Origin of the sequence: Streptomyces sp. ICC1 (assembly GCF_003287935.1) — a bacterium.
Classification (GTDB): domain Bacteria; phylum Actinomycetota; class Actinomycetes; order Streptomycetales; family Streptomycetaceae; genus Streptomyces; species Streptomyces tritrimontium.
Window position 1 is genome coordinate 2223214 of record NZ_CP030287.1, and the last position, 15454, is coordinate 2238667.

The following is a 15454-nucleotide window of genomic DNA, read 5'->3' on the forward strand; positions in this document are numbered from 1 at the left end:
CAGAAATCAGTCACGCGGCAGGAAAACCCGTCGGACCTGCCGATACGCGGTGTATCAGCAGGTCCGACGGGCTTTGTTGGTCCGTACTATCGCCCCGTCAGTACGCGTTGGGGCGTCGCGGGGTCACGGCTCAGAAGCCGAGGCTCCAGGAGTCGATCTTGCCGGTGTCGCCGCCGGCGTTGTCGTTGACGCGCAGCTTCCAGGTGCCGTTCGCCACCTCGGAGGAGGCGTTGACGGTGTAGGTCTGGTTGATGTTGTCGGTGCCGCCGCCGGCGCGGTTGTGGACCGTGTAGACGGTGCCGTCGGGGGCGACCAGGTCGACCTTGAGGTCACCGATGTAGGTGTGGGCGATGGTCACGCCGACCTTGAGGGCGGCCGGGGCGTTGCCCGCGACCCCGCTGACGGTGATCGGGCTCTCCACGGTGGTGTTGTCGCCGATGGCGAAGTCCGTGCCGTTCTCGAAGCCCGGAGTGGGGGGCGTGGAGGTCACGGCCGTGACGGTCGCGGCCGCGTCGGCGAGACCGGCGCCGCAGCCGCCGGTGCAGGTGCCGGCCAGCGGACGGGCGTTCGCCTTGATCGCCGACTCGATCTGCGCCGGGGTCAGCGAGGACTTGGCGGAGACGAGGAGCGCGGCGAGGCCCGCGATGTGCGGGGCGGCCATGCTGGTGCCCTGGTAGGGCTTGTAGCTCTCGGCGCCGGGGGTGGTGGTGCCGGTGTTCAGGGTGGAGAGGATCGCGTTCTCGGGGGTGGTGACGGTGCCGGGCGTGTCGGTGGCGCGGCGGGTCTCACCGCCCGGGGCGGCGATGTCGATGATCGAGCCGTAGTTGGAGTAGTACGAGCGGCTTCCGGCGCGGTTGCTGGAGGCCACGTTGATCACGTTGGCGCAGCTGGCCGGGGTGAAGCCGGCGGCGTCGGCGTTGCTGTTGCCCGCCGCCACGACGACGGTCGTGCCGCGGCCGACGGCCGCGTTGATGGCGTTCTGGTAGCTGCTGGTGCAGGCGCCCGAGCCACCGAGGGACATGTTGATGACCTTGGCGGGGGTGGCGTTCGCCGGGACGCCCGGGACGGAGCCGCCGGAGGCCCAGGTGATGGCGTCGACGATGTCCGAGGTGGCGCCGCCGCACTTGCCGAGGACGCGCACGGGCTGGATCTTCGCGTTGTACGCGATGCCCGCGACGCCCTTGGAGTTGTTGGTGGCGGCCGCGATGGTGCCGGCCACGTGGGTGCCGTGCCAGGAGGAGCCGCTGGCCAGGGAGCCGGTGCCGCACTCGCCGGCCGCGCTCCAGTCGCCCTCGTCGGCCGGGTTGGCGTCGCGGCCGCCGCCGTCGCGGGCGGCGCTGGAGCTGGAGATGAAGTCGTAGCCCGAGACGATGTTCGGAGCCACGTCGGTGTGGGCGACGTAACCGGTGTCGATCACGGCCACGGTGACGCCGGAGCCGGTGGCCTTGTCCCAGGCGGTCTGGACGTTCATGCCGGCGGTGGACTCGAAGAGGTCCCACTGCTTGGCGTACTCGGTGTCGTTGGGGGCGACGGCCAGGGCGTACGCACGGGAGTCCGGCTCGACGTAGGCGACGTCGGGGTCGGCGCGGAACTGCGCCATGACGGCGGCCGCGTCGGCCGGGGCGGTCGCACCGCCGAGGTTGACGAGGGCGGCGCCGGTACCGAGGCGGCGCTCGAACTTCGCCTTCTTCGAGGCCTTCTTGCCCTTGGCGGCGGCGTCGGTGGCGGCCGCGGTGTTGGAACTGGCCTCGGCGGCGGAAGCCTTGTACCCGACGATGAGGTTCTCCACCGGTGCGGTCACGGTGGCGGCGGCTGCGGCCGGGGCGGGATCCGCGGCGGCCAGCGCCACCGAGGTGGTGGCCGAGCCGGCGAGCAGGGTGACGGACATCGCCACCACGGATATGAGCCTGCGTCTGGATGCGTGCACGGTGTTCCCTTTCGCGGGCCGTCGCGGGGCGGGCCGAGGCGGCCGGTTGGTGCTGTGTGGGAGGTGAACCGGCGGCCGCGGGGCCGGGACGGGCTGGTCGAGCCCGCCCGGCCACCGCTGCTCACCACTGTGTTGCCCGCCACGACGTCGGGGCTGGGCAACGGTGGCACCGGCGAAGAGCCGACCCTATAGCTTCACGCCATGTGGGGTGGGCGCGGGGGCTGTTCGGACGGGGAGGATCGCCGGTGGGCAGACAGTAGGCAACGGCGGGATGAACGCGATACGGGGAAAACCCTTGTCCGGCCCCTGCCGCTCCCCCGGGGCCCCTCGCCGCCGACCGCCCGCGCCTCCCGTGGCCTGCGCCGTAGTGTGGGCGGGACCGTTGGGGTCAGGGAGTGGGAAGGTCCGGACATGGGCGAGATGTACCCGCCGATCGAGCCGTACGACGAGGGAATGCTCGACGTCGGCGACGGCAACCTCGTGCACTGGGAGGCCTGCGGCAATCCCGACGGGAAGCCCGCGCTCGTCGTCCACGGCGGTCCGGGATCCGGATGCGGCCCGCAGGCGCGCCGGTTCTTCGACCCGGAGCGCTACCGGGTCGTCCTGTTCGACCAGCGCGGCTGCGGCCGCAGCACCCCGCACGCGAGCGATCCCGCGACCGGCATGCGGCACAACACCACGGCGCACCTGATCGCCGACATGGAGCGGCTGCGCGAGCACCTCGGCGTGGGGCGCTGGCTGCTGTACGGCGGCTCGTGGGGCTCCACGCTGATCCTGGCCTACGCGCAGCGCCATCCGGAGCGGGTGTCCGAGATCGTCATCCCGAGCGTCACCACGACCCGGCGCTCGGAGATCGAGTGGCTCTACCGGGGTGTCGGCCGGTACTTCCCCGAGCAGTGGGAGCGATTCCTCGCGGGGGCCGGCGGCATCCCGCGCGACGGGGACGTCGTGGCGGCCTACGCCCGCCTCGTGGAGCACCCCGACGAGGAGGTGCGCGCGCGGGCCACGGCCGACTGGTGCGCCTGGGAGGACGCGGTGCTCTCCGGCGAGACGAAGGGCGCCTCCCGGCCGTACGCCGGCCGGCCGCCGGCCGCCCGGATCGCCCTGGTCCGCATCTGCTCGCACTACTTCTCCCACGGCGCGTGGCTGGAGGAGGGCGAGCTGCTGCGCGGGGCGCACCGGCTGGCCGGCATCCCGGGCGTCCTGATCCACGGGCGGCTCGACATGGGCGGGCCGCTCGACACGGCGTGGGAACTCCACCGCGCCTGGCCCGGCTCGGAGCTCACGGTGGTCGAGGAGGCGGGCCACCTGGGCGGCGCGACGACGCGCGACCACGTGCTCCGCGCCCTGGACCGGTTCGCGGCCGGGAAGCGGTAGGCGCGGCCGGGAAGCGGTAGGCGCGGCCGGAACCCGAGGCCCGGTCGGCGGCCCCGGGCCGGTCAGGCCTTCGGCGGGTGCAGCCGCCGGAAGTACGTCCAGCTCGTCTCGTTCGGCTCGGTCCACTTCTCCGGGGCGTGGGCGAACTCCGGGTGGTGGGCCTCGATGTAGGCGCGCGTGCGGTCCGGGACCTCGGCGTACGAGGCCAGCTTGCGGCCCCGGCAGTGGAAGGTGAGCCCGCCGGGGCGCTGCCCCTGCGCCATCCAGGGCAGCCAGGGGGACGTCCGGGTCCAGGACATGGTGGACGCGACGCTGGGCGCGTCGGTGGTCAGGACCGAGGCCGGTGCGAAGAACTGAAAGAGCTCCAGGGCCCGGTAGGTGTCGTCGGCCGAGTTCTCGGGGTACTGCGCGACCGGCAGCGGCGAGGGATAGGCCAGCGGGATCTCCAGGCTGAAGCACACCTGGTCGCCCAGCTCGGTCATGGGCACCGGGAAGGGCCGCCACCGCTGGTTCGCGGGGTCGTTCCAGACGTGGACCACCGGCTCGTCCTGCCAGGTCTCCAGGATCTCGCGGGTCTGCGGGTCGAGGTAGAAGGCGGCTTCGCGGGTGAGGAGTTGGTAGGTGCCCGGCGCTTCATCCCCGACCAGGCGGGCCACGTTGACGCCCTCGAAGCCGAACAGCCTCCGGTAGGGCTCGCCCGGGGCCCAGGAGTAGACGTCGCCCGTCCACCAGAAGGTGACCTCGGCGCCGTCGAGGGAGGCGCGGGTTCGGGCGAGGGCCTGGAGGAGATCTTCCGGAGTCATACCGGGTACTCTGCGCGGTCCGCCCGCCGCGGGCAAGGACCGGACCGGCCATGCGGGGAGGGCCGCACCGGAAAATCCTTTCCGCCGCCCGGAGTCGTCGATCTAGTCTCAGCGCATGCCATCGACGGTTCGACTCATGATCATGATCATGATCACCACGCTCCCGGGCCGCGGACGGGAGCAGGCCGCGGCGTACGAGCGCCTCGCGCCGGTGGTGCGGGCCGAAGACGGATGCCTGCGCTACGACATGCACCGGGTGAGCGGCGATCCGGACCGGTTCGTGCTCCTGGAGGAGTGGGCGTCGAAGGCGGCGCTCGCCGCGCACGACGCCACCGCGCACATGGTCGAGGCCGACGCGGCCGCCCCCGCGTTCCGGGCCGGGCCCGCGCAGGTGGTCGAGCTCGACGCCGAACCGCTGGCCTGAGCGGACGCCCCGTTCAGCGCGGCGGGGTGCCCTGGCCCAGGAGTTCGATCTCGCGGGTGGCGCGCGGGGAGTGCACCCCCCGGTTGAGGGCCTCGGCCCGGCGCAGCTCGGCCGCGGCCTCCCGTTCGTGGCCGCCGAGCCGGTACAGGCGGGCCCGTTCCACGTGCGTGAGCATGATCGCGCGTTCCTGCTGCGCGGGGCGGGCGGCCAGCGAGGCGTCCAGCGCCTCGTGGGCCGCGCGGTGGTCGCCGAGCAGGCCGAGGACGACGGCCCGTTTGAAGTACAGGGCGGCCGGACGGTAGGTGTGGAAGGGGTCCGTGTCGCCCACGGCGCCGCCCTGCAGCCGGTCGGCGGTCTCGAGCCAGACCAGGGCCTGCTCCCGGTGACCGAGTGCGGCGTGCACGTGGGCCGCCTGGGCCGCCACGAAGGCCCGTACGGCGGCGGGCGCGCACGGGGCGACCTCCAGTGCCCGGGTCACGTACGAGAGCGCGACGGCCGACTGGTTCTGGTCGAGGGCGTCCTGGCTGAGCATGCGCAGGGCGATGGCCTGCGTGGAGGGCTCCCCGGCCAGCTCCGCGAGGGAGGCGGCCCGGCTCAGGGTCCGGCGCGACGCGTCGAAGGAGCACTGGTCGGCGTAACTGCGGGCCAGGAGCAGGACCGTGCGCGCCGCGTGGCCGATCTCCAGCGCGGACAGGGAGCCGTCGCCCCGGGTGGTGAGCGCCGTGCGGAAGGTGCTCTGCAGGTACGCGAGGAGTACTGGCGCGGTGGCGTCCCCGCCGAGGGCGTCGATCTGGCCGGTGAAGAAGCTCTCGGCGGCCCTGCGGAGCTCGGTGTGGGAGAGGGCGGGGACCTGGCCGCCCTCCGCGTCGGCGGCGGCCGCGCCGCGCTCGTGCTTGCCGCCTTCGCCGCGTTCACCGCGTTCGCGCTGCTCGGGGACGCGGTGGGGTTCGCCTACCCCGGGTTGGCCTGCCCCGGGTTGGCCTGCCCCTGGTTCGCCCGCCCCGCCCCGGGGCCGGCGGTGGGGGTGCAGGCCGGGGACGGTGGCGAGCAGGTCCGCCGCCCGGGGCAGGCGGCCGGGGGCCGGGTCGTGGCCGGCCCGGTCCATCCCGATGTCGGCCGGGCCGACCGGCCGGTTCAGCCGGCCCGCGAGGATCTCGCAGAGCAGCCCGGGCACGGGGTCGCGCGGCGTGCTGCCGCGCAGCCAGTGGGCGACCGAGGTCCGGTCGTAGCCGGTGGTGAGGCCGGCCGCCTGCGCGCTCGCGTTGAGCCTTCGGGCCAGGGCCTCGTAGGTCCAGCCTGTTTCCCTGATCACGCGGTGCAGGAGGTGGTTGGAAGAGGGCACGGCGGTGGTCCTTCCTTGCGATGCGGGTCGCTCGAGAAGGTTGCTTTGGCCTGTGAACCGCCTCGCGGGGACAAAGGTTGCGGGGCCGGGCCGTGGGGTGGGGTGCGTGCAACAGCTTCAACGCGTTCCGGCCACCGCCGCGGCCGCTCCCGCCCCGGGCGGCGACCGACCTGTGGACGCCAGGTTGACGCGGGCGGTGGCGGGCGGCAACCGTGGCCCGCATGGGGATCGATCGCCGACTGCTCACGCTGCTGATATGCCTGGTGCTGGGCGGCGGGCTGACCGCTGCCGTGCTGGGGGCCGCGCGGGTGGGCGCCCCGCGCCCGGCGGCGGGCGCGGGCCCCCCGCCCGGCGACTTCGTGGACCTGTCCGAGGTCCCGCCGGGTCCCGCCGCGCCCCGGCCGAGCGGACCCGACGCCTCCACGGGCCGGGTGTCCGTGGACTGCGGCCGCAATGCCGAGGGCCACTACAACGAGGACAACCTGGTGGTCTCGCCGGGACTGCGCTCCGGCGCCCACCACACCCACGCCTACGTCGGGAACCTGTCCACGGACGCCTTCTCCACCGAAGCCTCCCTGGACGCGGCCGCCACCAGCTGCGCGGGCGGCGACCGTTCCACGTACTACTGGCCGGTGCTGCGCCGCACCGACCGGCCGGGCAGCGGAGCGCACGAGGGCTCGGCGGGCCACGGCAACGCGGGCCGGATCCTGCCGGAGGCCTCCGTGAACGTGGAGTTCATCGGCAGCCCGGTGAGCAAGGTGGTGGCGATGCCTCGGTTCCTGAACGCGATGACCGGCGACGCGGTGGCCCTCACCGCGGGCACCGACGCGGACGTGCGGGCCCGCTGGGGCTGTTCGGGCTCTCCCGACCGGTCCACCACCCGCTACCCCCGCTGTCCGGCGGGCGAGCGCCTCACCCGCACGCTGGCCTTCCCCAGCTGCTGGAACGGTCTGGACACCACCAGCCCCGGGCACCGGTCCCACCTGCTCTTCCCGGCCGCGAACGGGGTCTGTCCGCAGGGCACCTTCCCGGTGCCCGAGCTGCGGATCTCGCTCGCCTACGACGTGCCACCGGGGGCGCCGATCGCGCTCGACTCCTTTCCCGAGCAGCGGCACAGTCCCAGGACGGACCACGCGATGTTCGTGAACGCGATGACCGGGCAGCGGATGGCGGACGTCGTGGACTGCCTCAACCAGGGCCGCACCTGCCGTACCTGACCGGCCGGGACCCCGTGACGCAGGTCACGTGAACCCGGCACCCCCGTGTGGCGTGTTGTGACAGCACCACACAAGCGAGGAAGACGGAGAGGGTGAGATGGCCGGACCACTGTGGCCCCGCGCTCGGCGGGGCGGAGCCGACGAAGCACTGATCAAGTCGGTGTACGAGGAGCACGGCCACGCCCTGCTCGCCTACGCCACGCGGCTGACCGGGGACCGGGCCGCGGCCGAGGACGTGGTCCAGGAGACCCTCATCAGGGCCTGGCGCCACTCGGAAGTCCTCGTCAACGGGAAGGGTTCGGTGCGCGGCTGGCTGCTCACGGTGGCCCGCAACATCATCACCGACCGGTACCGGGCCAAGGCCGCGCGGCCGCCGGAGGTATCCGGCTCGCCGGCCCATCCGCCGGTGGAGGCGGACCATGCCGACGCCGTGGTCGACACGATGGCGGTACTGGGGGCCCTCGACCGGCTGTCCCCGGAACACCGGGACGTGCTGACGGAGTTGTACTACCGCCAGCGCAGCGTCGCCGAGGCCGCGGACACCCTCGGCATCCCGGCCGGCACGGTCAAATCGCGCTCGCACTACGCGCTCAAGGCGCTCCGAGAGGCCTTCGGGGACGACAGACGAACGGGCGGGGCGCCCCGGCGGCCCGGCGGACTTCAGGAGGTGGTGGCATGAACCGGCAGCGGCACGAGGAGGAACTGCTCGGCCCGTACGTTCTCGGCGTCCTGGACGACGCGGACGTCCGCCGGGTCGAGGAACACGTGGAGGGCTGCGTGCAGTGCCGGCAGGAGGTGACCGCGTTGCGCGAGATGGAGGCGGCGCTGGGCGAGGTGCCGGCGGAGGCGTTCCTCGAAGGCCCGCCGCAGGGCGGGGACCTGCTGCTCCAGCGCACCCTGCGGCAGATGCGGCAGGAGGTCGCCGGGGCCCGCCGGCGCCGGACGGTGCTCGCCGGGGTGGCCGCCGCGGCCTCGCTGGCCGCCGTGTTCTGGGCCGGGACCCAGGTGGGCGGTGCGGACGGCGGACCCATCGCGCTGCCTCCGGTTCCGACGCCCACGGTCTCGGCGCAGCCGTCGCCGCCGGTGGGCGGGACCAAGGTGGCCTCCGCGACGGACGCGGGCACGGGCGCGCGGATGACCGTACAGGTGACGCCCGCCGCGAAGTGGGTACGGGTGCACGCGGCGGTGACGGGAGTGCGGGCGGGCGAGCGGTGCCGCCTGGTGGTGGTCTCCCGGGACGGTACGCGCACCACGGCCGGCAGCTGGGTGGTCGGCTCCGCGGAGCACGGCGAGGGCAAGGGCGCGGCGCTGGACGGTTCGGCGGCCGTGGACCCGGCGGACGTCCGGGCGGTCCTGGTCGAGAACGAGTCGGGCAAGACGTTCGTGTCGGTCCCGGTGGCCGCGTAACGGGGCCGGGGGCCGTGCGGTGGCCCGTGCGGCCCTGGGCCCTGGGCCCTGGGCTCTCGGCCCTCGGCCCTCGGTGCGGGAACGTGACGGAGCCCGGGAGCATGTCCAGCTCCCGGGCTCCAGCTTGCCACCCATTTGCGCACACCGGCGGCGTTTAAGAGCCGCGGATCATTTTGAGATCGACGTGTTCTGCCATTGAACTACAGCGGCACGAGAGAGCCGCCGAGGGGACTTGAACCCCCATCCGCCAATGTTCGCCCGCGCTCGGTCGATCCGGTGTTCGGCGGCGAATACTGAGACTGGAGCGAGAATCTGAGTTTGACGGGGCCGCCTCTACCGGACTTGGGCCACCCCCGCACGTGTGCGGGGGGAGGGATTCGAACCCCCACCTGACACCCCTGGATCAGCTTCAACATCAGTTTCAGCTTGCGCTCATCGCGCACCCCCCGCTCGCGACGGGGGGCGAATGTGGGGGCTACCTGAAGAGGTAGCCGAAGACCGCGTCTCCGATCCGCTGATCGGTGACCTCGGTGTTGTTCGCCTCCTCGCGGGCGAACTTGACGGCCTGCTGGAGCTTCTCGACGCGGTCGAGGAGCTCGTTGACGCGGCGGGCGGGCAGCGCGCCGGAGAACTTCACCGTGGTCCAGTAGCCGACCGGCACGTCCTCGTAGTACACCTCGACCTGCGCCGGGTGCTTCTCCGTGGCCTCGGCCTTCACGTGGTTGCGCGGAACCTTCTTCGTGCGGATGGTCCGCACGGGCTCCGTCTTCCAGGAGTCCGTCGAGGGGTCCAGGTTCCACGACTCGGAGGCGTCGAGCACCGGGAGCTTGCGCACGAAGGTGTGCAGGTCGGTGAGCTGCTTCTCGAGGAACAGCAGGTACGGGACGGGTACTTGGGGCAGCAGGACCGTGCCGTCGACCACCACGTCGGCGACCGCGGTCCGGTTCGCCCAGTCCTTCGTCGCGGTCACGTCGAAGAGCCGCGTCAGGGTCCCGGCGGTCGCCCGCAGGGCGTCCTCGGCCTTGACCTGCACCCGCGTGGACTCGGGCGGCAGCTGCTCGCCCTCCTCGTCCTTGGGCTGGTAGGTCCGGGAGATGCCGGCCAGCAGGGCGGGCTTCTGCACGTCCTGGTGAGCCTGGGTGAGCTCCTGGAGGGCCTTGGACTTGACGCCCTTTTCGACTGCGATGATCTGATTCAGCTTCGGCACACCCCGAACCTAACAACCGCGCGCCGCACGCACATCCGATTTAACGGGCGCCCGCGCCCCCTCGGGCCGAGGGGGCGCGGGCGTCGGGGTCAGGACAGGCGGACCGGGAGGTCGAAGAGGTCGTTCTGGGTGAGGATCGGCTTGTTGCGCAGGTCCTGGGGGGACACGGCCAGGGCGAGGTCCGGGAAGCGGGCGTACAGCGCCGGGAGGGCGACCAGGGCCTCCAGGCGGGACAGGGCCGCGCCGGGGCAGACGTGGGGGCCGTGGCCGAAGGAGATGTGGCGGTTCGGGGTGCGGGTGACGTCGAACTCGCCCGCCGTCTCGCCGAACTGGGCCTCGTCGCGGCCGAGGGCGCCGAAGGAGACGATCAGGCCCTCGCCCTTGGGCAGGATCCAATCGCCGACCTCCACGTCCTCGGTGGCGAAGCGGATCAGGACGTGCGAGGTGGGGCTGGACCAGCGCAGGGTCTCCTCGATGACGTTCTCCCAGGAGACGTCGCCCTTCAGCACGAGGGCGCGCTGCTCGGGGTGGCTCTCCAGGGCGACGACCGCGTTGACGATCAGGCTGATGGTGGTCTCGTGGCCGGCGGCGACGATCAGCTGGAGGGTGTTGGTGATCTCCTCCGTGGTGAGGTGGTCACCGTCCTCCGAGGCCTCGATGAGGGCGCTGGTGAGGTCGTCGCCCGGGTTCTCGCGCTTGGACTCGACGATGCGCGAGAACAGCGCGCCGAGGTCCGCCATCATCTGCGGGACTTCCTCGGGCAGCGTCTGCGTCGAGAAGAACTTCTCGAACAGGGCCTTCAGGCGCGGGTGTTCCTCGGCGTCGACGCCCATCAGGTCGCTGATGACGTTCATCGGAAGCGGGTACGCGAACTGCGCCTTGAGGTCCACCGTCTCGCCGGCCGGCAGCGCGGCGAGCTTGTCCAGCATGCCCGTGGTCAGCGCCTCGATGCCGGCGCGCAGCTTCTCCACCCGGCGTACGGTCAGGGCCTGCGCGACCAGGGTGCGCAGCCGGCGGTGGTCCTCGCCGTCCACGGTCAGCATCGAGCGGCCGGGGTTGGCGAGGCCGATCAGCGGCCAGTCCAGCGGGATCTCGCCGCGCTGCCAGGCGCCCCAGACGTCGATGTCCTTGACGACGCGCGGGTCGGTGAGCAGCTTGCGGGCCTCGGCGTGGCGCGTGACGGCGTACACGGTGACGTCGCCGGGCAGGACCACCTGGACCAGCGGGCCGGCGGCGCGCAGGGCGGCGCTCTCGGCGGCGAGGTCCGCGACGAAGGGGTCGAGGGTGATGGCCGCGGGGCCGGTGTGGTCGATCGGGCACGTCATCGGGTGGCTCCAAGGGCGGGGGTCGGCGTGTAGGTCACGGGAAGGGCGGTGAGGCCGCGCAGCCAGGGCGAGGGGCGGCGGGCCAGGTCTGCGGCGGGCACGGCGAGGTCGACGTCGGGCAGCCGGTCGAGGAGCACCTCGATGCCGGTGCGCGCGATGACCTCGGCGACCTCCTGGGCGGGGAAGGGGCAGCGGTGTTCGCCGTGCCCGAAGGAGAAGAAGGCGTTGTTGCCGCCGGTGAGGGCGCCGGCGTCGGTGCGCACGTGGGGGTCGCCGTTGGCGGCGCCGATCCCGAGCAGGACGAGGTCGCCGCGGCCGATGCGCTGTCCGCCGAGGTTGGTGTCGCGGGAGGTCCAGCGGCCGGCCACGTTCTGGGTGGGGGTGTCCTCCCACAGCACCTCGTTCATGGCCTCGCCGACGCTGTGCCGGCCGCCCGCGAGGGAGGCGGCGAAGCGGTCGTCGGTGAGCATGAGGCGCAGGGAGTTGCCGATCCAGTCGGCGGTGGGCTGGTGGCCGGCGGCCATCATCACCATGAGGTCCTGGGCGACCTCCTCGACGGTGAAGCCGGCCTGGTTGGCGAGCATCCGGGAGGCCACGTCGGGGCCGGGCTCGGCCAGTTTGGCGGCGAGCAGCCCGAACATCGACTCGGCGAGGTGGCGCTGGCCCTCCAGGGCGCCCGCCCGCCCGTTGATCATGTCGTTCATGGCGGTGACGAGGCCGGGGCCCTGGGCGTCGGAGAAGCCGTAGATGCGGGCGAGGACGCGCAGCGGCAGCAGCATGGCGTACTCGCCGACGATGTCGCAGGAGCCCCTGCCGCACAGGTGGTCGATCAGTTCGTCGGCGAACCGCTCGGCGTGGCCCTTGAGTTCGAAGGGGTCGACGGATTCGAGGGCTTCGGAGATGACGGCGGCGCGTTCCCGGTGGCGTTCGCCGACGGTGTAGAGGATCGAGGGCTGCTTGCGGCCGATCATGGGGAGCAGCGGCCAGTCGGCGGGGATGCGGTCCCACTGGTTCCACAGGTCGGAGTCCCGGGAGAAGAGCACCGGGTCGCTGGTGACCTGGTGCAGTTCGCGGTAGCCGAGGACCAGCCAGGCCGGGACGTCGCCGTCGAGGACGACCGGGGCGACGGCGCCGTGGTCGCGGCGCATCTCCCGGTACAGCTCGACGGGGTCGGTCTGGAACCGGGGGCCGCCGAGGTAGACGGGCTGGTGCTCGGGACTCGCCGCCGAAACCCGCAGATTCTTCCACAGACGCCAGCGTCAACCACACATCGTCCGCGGCTACTTCGGCGGCCCGCACGTCCGCTACGTCCTGAACGAGAACCCTTTGAGTTTCTGATCAATATGAGCGTGAAGCGCCCCGCATTGGCTGCCAAACGTCTGAGAACCGGCCGGTGCTGGGCCGGCGGTAGGTCAATGGCGACGCTGGCCGCGATGGGGATAGCGGCGGCCGGGGATTGAGCGGGCGCTGGTTGCTGCCCCTCAGTCAGGGAGCGCCCGGCCGGAACGCAGAGTTCAGCAGAGTGGGGCACCTGGGGTGCTTCGCCTGTGAATTCGGCGGTCCGGTGGTGGGGTGGCGCGAGCGTCTCGCTGTGAGAGTGTCCGGCTGCCTGAGGATGGACCACGCAGATAATGGAAGTGATCGTCACCGCGGTGAGAATGCAGACGGCCAGCGCGCTCCGCATTCGACCATTTGCAGCGCAGAGAATCTTGAGAGGGTGGAACGGCACAGTTCCTCCGTGCGGTGCCCCTTCTCGTTAACTCCGAAGAAGGAAGCAGACAGAGATCGATCAGGTCGGGGAGGTGCCGTCGACAGTCCCGTTCAGATTTATGAACCGTATGGGTGCGGGGGGTCCGATTCCACCGGACGCACCGAAGATGGCGGCTGATTTCAGCCACAGAGTTCAACGGGGTGTCGACCAGCTTGAGGAGAGACCCAAGACCTAGATCCGCAGGACCGCCGGCCCTCTTGAGGCCGCCGAGGACGGAGAGTTCGCCCGGTTGCCGGTCGCAGGGGACTGGTGCGAGACCTGACCGCAGCACATGCCATCACCGAGAACATCCGAACAGGCAATCTGCGCGGCAGCACCCTGTTGTGACTGTCCAGGCATGCACTGCTCGGCCGGATGTTCCGACGATTCTGCGGCGACTTCATTCACCACTGCAGGGGACTGGACCGCAGCCTGCGAAATCTCGACGGTATCGGCAGGTGCATGGCTGGAATTCGATACTGCCATGGACGGGCCGGTGGAGTGGTGCGGAGAATTCTCGGCGCTGACGCCGTGTGAGTACACCAGGCCGAGCATCAGCAGGGTCAGCCAAAGGGCGCGCAGCGGACCAGTGGACACCTGGGTCCGCAGAACACCGATGGGTGACCGCGCCGTAATCATGCCGTGATCGTAGCCGATTCCGCAGCCCCGACTGCAACTGCCCTCTGAGTGGGGCGAGTCAGCGAAGGCGTGCGAGGGTGAGGCGTGACGCGAACCGGCCGAAGAGGGGCAGGATTCCGGCCGAATAGCTACCGCGAAGGGGCCGGCTACCCTCTCGGAGCCGACTTCGATCCGTGCGTTCCGTGAGAGGGCAGAAGTCTGGGTGATGGGCATGCCTGGGTCGGATGGCCTGGCGCGTGCGATTGGGGCCAACGGCCATTGAGAACATGGCAGGGGCCCGAGCCGCGCGTACGCTGCCCGGGCCGGCGGATCATCGGTGCTCAGGCGAAGTGCGCGGTGATGCGCTGGAGCGGGACGAACTTGAAGTTCTGGTTACCGCTGCTGCCCGGGGTGCCGTTGGAGCCGTCCTGGCAGATGAAGACGCCCTGGGGGAAGGCCGGGCCGAGGTTGGCGGCGGTTGCGTCGATGCCGTCGGTGTCCTCGCAGTCGTCGGCCGCGGTGCCGTTGGCGACGGAGAAGCGGCCGACGTAGGCGCGGGTGGTGCGGTCGTAGACGGTGAAGTCGTCGCTGCCCTGGGAGGAGACGTAGATGCGGTTGCCGGCGGCGGCGATGCCCTCCGCGTCGGCGGTGATGTGGCCGCCGGCCCCGGTCGAGTCGAGCTTGGTGCGCAAGGTGCCGGCGGTGGGTTCGGCGCCGTACACCCAGACGCCGACGTCCTCCTCGCCGAGGTAGAGCTTGCCGGTGGTCTCGTCGGCGTAGCAGCCCTCGACGGCGGATCCCGCGTCCCACAGGCGTACAGAGGTCGCGGTCACGGAGTCGCCGTTCACGGCCAGCTCCCACTGCTCGACGCGGCCTGAGGTGGAGTTGGGGAAGGCGTACAGCTTCCCGGAGGCCGGGGAGGTATAGAGGCAGATGCCGTGGGCGGTGACCTCGGTGGGTACGTCCTTCAGGCGCTTGAGCTGCCGGGTCGCCGGGTCGCCGGGTCGATGCGGTAGATGTGCATGGCGCCGTTGCCGCCGGCGGCCTCGTCGTCCGCGGAGACGACGATGTTGCCGCGCAGGTCGACGTTGTTGCCGTAGTCGCCGGCGATCCGCTGGATCCTGGTGCCGGACAGGTCGTAGACCTCCAGTGCGCCCTTCTTGTCCGTGGCGACGACCACGGACTTGGCGGGGTCGGTCGGGTGGACCCAGCTCGCCGGGTCGTCGGCGGCGTCCCCACTGTGCGAGACCGGCGCGGTCTCTACGCTCGCGGTGACGGAGACGGAGGCCGCGTGCGCGGGCGCGGCCGGTATGGCCAGGGCAGCCAACGCGACAGCGGGAAGGGCGGCCGTACGGACAGAAACGGCGAAGGACACCGGGTTTCCCTTCCATTGCGAATGCTGGACAGGGGGAGGGTAGGGAAGTGTTGCGAGCGTGGTGTGAACGGGAGTTGAACCGGCTGCGGCCGACCGCCCGGGCCGCGTGAACGCGGCCTGGCGAGGATTCGGTGCCGGTTCTTCCACACGGTGGCGACTGACGGGCGCGGGATGCCGCCCGGGCCGTCGGGCCAGTGGGAGGCGAGGTTCTCGGTGGTGGAGCCGTCGGCCTCGCCGGGGTGCTGGGCGGTGATGAGGATGCGGTCGCCCGTGACGATCGGGCCGCCGGTCTCGGCGGCCTTGGGGACGGTGAGGAACTGCTTGACGTGACCCCGCTCCGGGCCCTTGACCGGGACGGCGAAGAGGCCGTCGTTGGAGCCGAGGGCACCGCCGTCGGTGGCGAGCCACAGGTTGCCGTGCTCGTCGAAGGCAATGGTGTCCGGGCCGGAGATGGCGCTGACCTGGGACTTGTCGTAGCCCGCGAAGTACGCCGAGGGGCCGGCGGGGCTGCCACAGACCAGCATCAGGCGCCCGCGGAAGGTCTTGGCGGCGGCGTCAGAGCGGTGCTCGTCGAGCTCCAGGATGTGGCCGTGCTTGTTGCCCTTGCAGGGGTTGCCCTCGTCCGGGCCGGCCTTGCCGGTGGCACCGCGTCGCACTCCTCGCTGTGCTCTCCGTTGCGGCC

The 15454-nt window shown here is 71.9% G+C and carries 15 protein-coding genes and 1 pseudogene; 5 read left to right on the forward strand and 11 right to left on the reverse strand.

Annotated features, from left to right (window positions below):
- Positions 1-130: 130 nt before the first annotated feature.
- A complete protein-coding gene (locus DRB96_RS10535; RefSeq protein ID WP_204358011.1) occupies positions 131-1888 on the reverse strand; it encodes a S8 family serine peptidase in 1758 nt (585 codons plus the stop codon).
- Between the two features lie 450 nt (positions 1889-2338).
- Between DRB96_RS10535 and pip the strand changes: the two genes are divergently transcribed.
- Entirely contained in the window at positions 2339-3304 is a 966-nt protein-coding gene (gene pip / locus DRB96_RS10540) for a prolyl aminopeptidase (protein ID WP_112448196.1), read from the forward strand.
- Positions 3305-3366: 62 nt separating this feature from the next.
- Here pip and DRB96_RS10545 read toward each other — a convergent pair whose 3' ends face one another.
- Positions 3367-4107, reverse strand: coding sequence for a DUF1838 family protein (locus DRB96_RS10545; RefSeq protein WP_112448197.1), 741 nt, complete (start codon positions 4105-4107; stop codon positions 3367-3369).
- Between the two features lie 148 nt (positions 4108-4255).
- Here DRB96_RS10545 and DRB96_RS10550 point away from each other — a divergent pair, with 148 nt between their 5' ends.
- Positions 4256-4531 carry an antibiotic biosynthesis monooxygenase family protein gene (locus DRB96_RS10550; RefSeq protein WP_239516458.1) on the forward strand — a complete coding sequence of 92 codons (276 nt, stop codon included), beginning with the start codon at positions 4256-4258 and terminating at the stop codon, positions 4529-4531.
- Between the two features lie 13 nt (positions 4532-4544).
- On the opposite strand, the gene DRB96_RS10555 is transcribed toward DRB96_RS10550, so the two are convergent.
- Positions 4545-5873, reverse strand: coding sequence for a hypothetical protein (locus DRB96_RS10555; protein ID WP_112448199.1), 1329 nt, complete (start codon positions 5871-5873; stop codon positions 4545-4547).
- A 221-nt stretch (positions 5874-6094) separates the two neighbouring features.
- Between DRB96_RS10555 and DRB96_RS10560 the strand changes: the two genes are divergently transcribed.
- From DRB96_RS10560 to DRB96_RS10570, 3 genes are all read left to right on the forward strand, one after another.
- Positions 6095-7090 (forward strand): DUF1996 domain-containing protein, encoded by a 996-nt coding sequence (locus DRB96_RS10560; RefSeq protein ID WP_112448200.1) that lies wholly within the window; start codon positions 6095-6097, stop codon positions 7088-7090.
- Between the two features lie 97 nt (positions 7091-7187).
- Entirely contained in the window at positions 7188-7769 is a 582-nt protein-coding gene (locus DRB96_RS10565; RefSeq protein ID WP_112448201.1) for a sigma-70 family RNA polymerase sigma factor, read from the forward strand.
- Positions 7766-8497, forward strand: coding sequence for a zf-HC2 domain-containing protein (locus DRB96_RS10570; protein WP_112448202.1), 732 nt, complete (start codon positions 7766-7768; stop codon positions 8495-8497). The genes DRB96_RS10565 and DRB96_RS10570 overlap by 4 nt, the downstream gene beginning before the upstream one ends.
- A 362-nt stretch (positions 8498-8859) precedes the next feature.
- On the opposite strand, the pseudogene DRB96_RS42790 reads toward DRB96_RS10570, so the two are convergent.
- From DRB96_RS42790 to DRB96_RS10600, 8 genes and pseudogenes are all read right to left on the reverse strand, one after another.
- A pseudogene (locus DRB96_RS42790) lies at positions 8860-8947 on the reverse strand.
- 25 nt (positions 8948-8972) lie between these two features.
- On the reverse strand, positions 8973-9704 hold the full coding sequence (locus DRB96_RS10575) for a hypothetical protein (RefSeq protein WP_112448203.1): 732 nt from the start codon (positions 9702-9704) through the stop codon (positions 8973-8975).
- Positions 9705-9793: 89 nt separating this feature from the next.
- A complete protein-coding gene (locus tag DRB96_RS10580) occupies positions 9794-11029 on the reverse strand; it encodes a cytochrome P450 (protein ID WP_112448204.1) in 1236 nt (411 codons plus the stop codon).
- On the reverse strand, positions 11026-12267 hold the full coding sequence (locus tag DRB96_RS10585; protein ID WP_112448205.1) for a cytochrome P450: 1242 nt from the start codon (positions 12265-12267) through the stop codon (positions 11026-11028). The genes DRB96_RS10580 and DRB96_RS10585 overlap by 4 nt, the downstream gene beginning before the upstream one ends.
- A gap of 704 nt (positions 12268-12971) precedes the next feature.
- Positions 12972-13418 carry a hypothetical protein gene (locus tag DRB96_RS42795; protein ID WP_162688540.1) on the reverse strand — a complete coding sequence of 149 codons (447 nt, stop codon included), beginning with the start codon at positions 13416-13418 and terminating at the stop codon, positions 12972-12974.
- Between the two features lie 320 nt (positions 13419-13738).
- Positions 13739-14368 (reverse strand): phytase, encoded by a 630-nt coding sequence (locus DRB96_RS45880; protein ID WP_275432073.1) that lies wholly within the window; start codon positions 14366-14368, stop codon positions 13739-13741.
- Positions 14365-14724, reverse strand: coding sequence for a phytase (locus DRB96_RS45885; protein ID WP_275431890.1), 360 nt, complete (start codon positions 14722-14724; stop codon positions 14365-14367). Before DRB96_RS45885 ends, DRB96_RS45880 begins: the two co-directional genes overlap by 4 nt.
- A complete protein-coding gene (locus DRB96_RS10600) occupies positions 14658-15428 on the reverse strand; it encodes an alkaline phosphatase PhoX (RefSeq protein WP_239516094.1) in 771 nt (256 codons plus the stop codon). The genes DRB96_RS45885 and DRB96_RS10600 overlap by 67 nt, the downstream gene beginning before the upstream one ends.
- Positions 15429-15454 lie beyond the last annotated feature (26 nt).

What these genes read in the sequence shown, in the direction of transcription:
- DRB96_RS10535 (WP_204358011.1), bottom strand. Translation starts at nt 1,888, where the DNA reads ATGTCCGTCACCCTGCTCGCCGGCTCGGCCACCACCTCGGTGGCGCTG.
- pip (WP_112448196.1), top strand. Translation starts at nt 2,339, where the DNA reads ATGGGCGAGATGTACCCGCCGATCGAGCCGTACGACGAGGGAATGCTC.
- DRB96_RS10545 (WP_112448197.1), bottom strand. Translation starts at nt 4,107, where the DNA reads ATGACTCCGGAAGATCTCCTCCAGGCCCTCGCCCGAACCCGCGCCTCC.
- DRB96_RS10550 (WP_239516458.1), top strand. Translation starts at nt 4,256, where the DNA reads ATGATCACCACGCTCCCGGGCCGCGGACGGGAGCAGGCCGCGGCGTAC.
- DRB96_RS10560 (WP_112448200.1), top strand. Translation starts at nt 6,095, where the DNA reads ATGGGGATCGATCGCCGACTGCTCACGCTGCTGATATGCCTGGTGCTG.
- DRB96_RS10565 (WP_112448201.1), top strand. Translation starts at nt 7,188, where the DNA reads ATGGCCGGACCACTGTGGCCCCGCGCTCGGCGGGGCGGAGCCGACGAA.
- DRB96_RS10570 (WP_112448202.1), top strand. Translation starts at nt 7,766, where the DNA reads ATGAACCGGCAGCGGCACGAGGAGGAACTGCTCGGCCCGTACGTTCTC.
- DRB96_RS10580 (WP_112448204.1), bottom strand. Translation starts at nt 11,029, where the DNA reads ATGACGTGCCCGATCGACCACACCGGCCCCGCGGCCATCACCCTCGAC.
- DRB96_RS42795 (WP_162688540.1), bottom strand. Translation starts at nt 13,418, where the DNA reads ATGATTACGGCGCGGTCACCCATCGGTGTTCTGCGGACCCAGGTGTCC.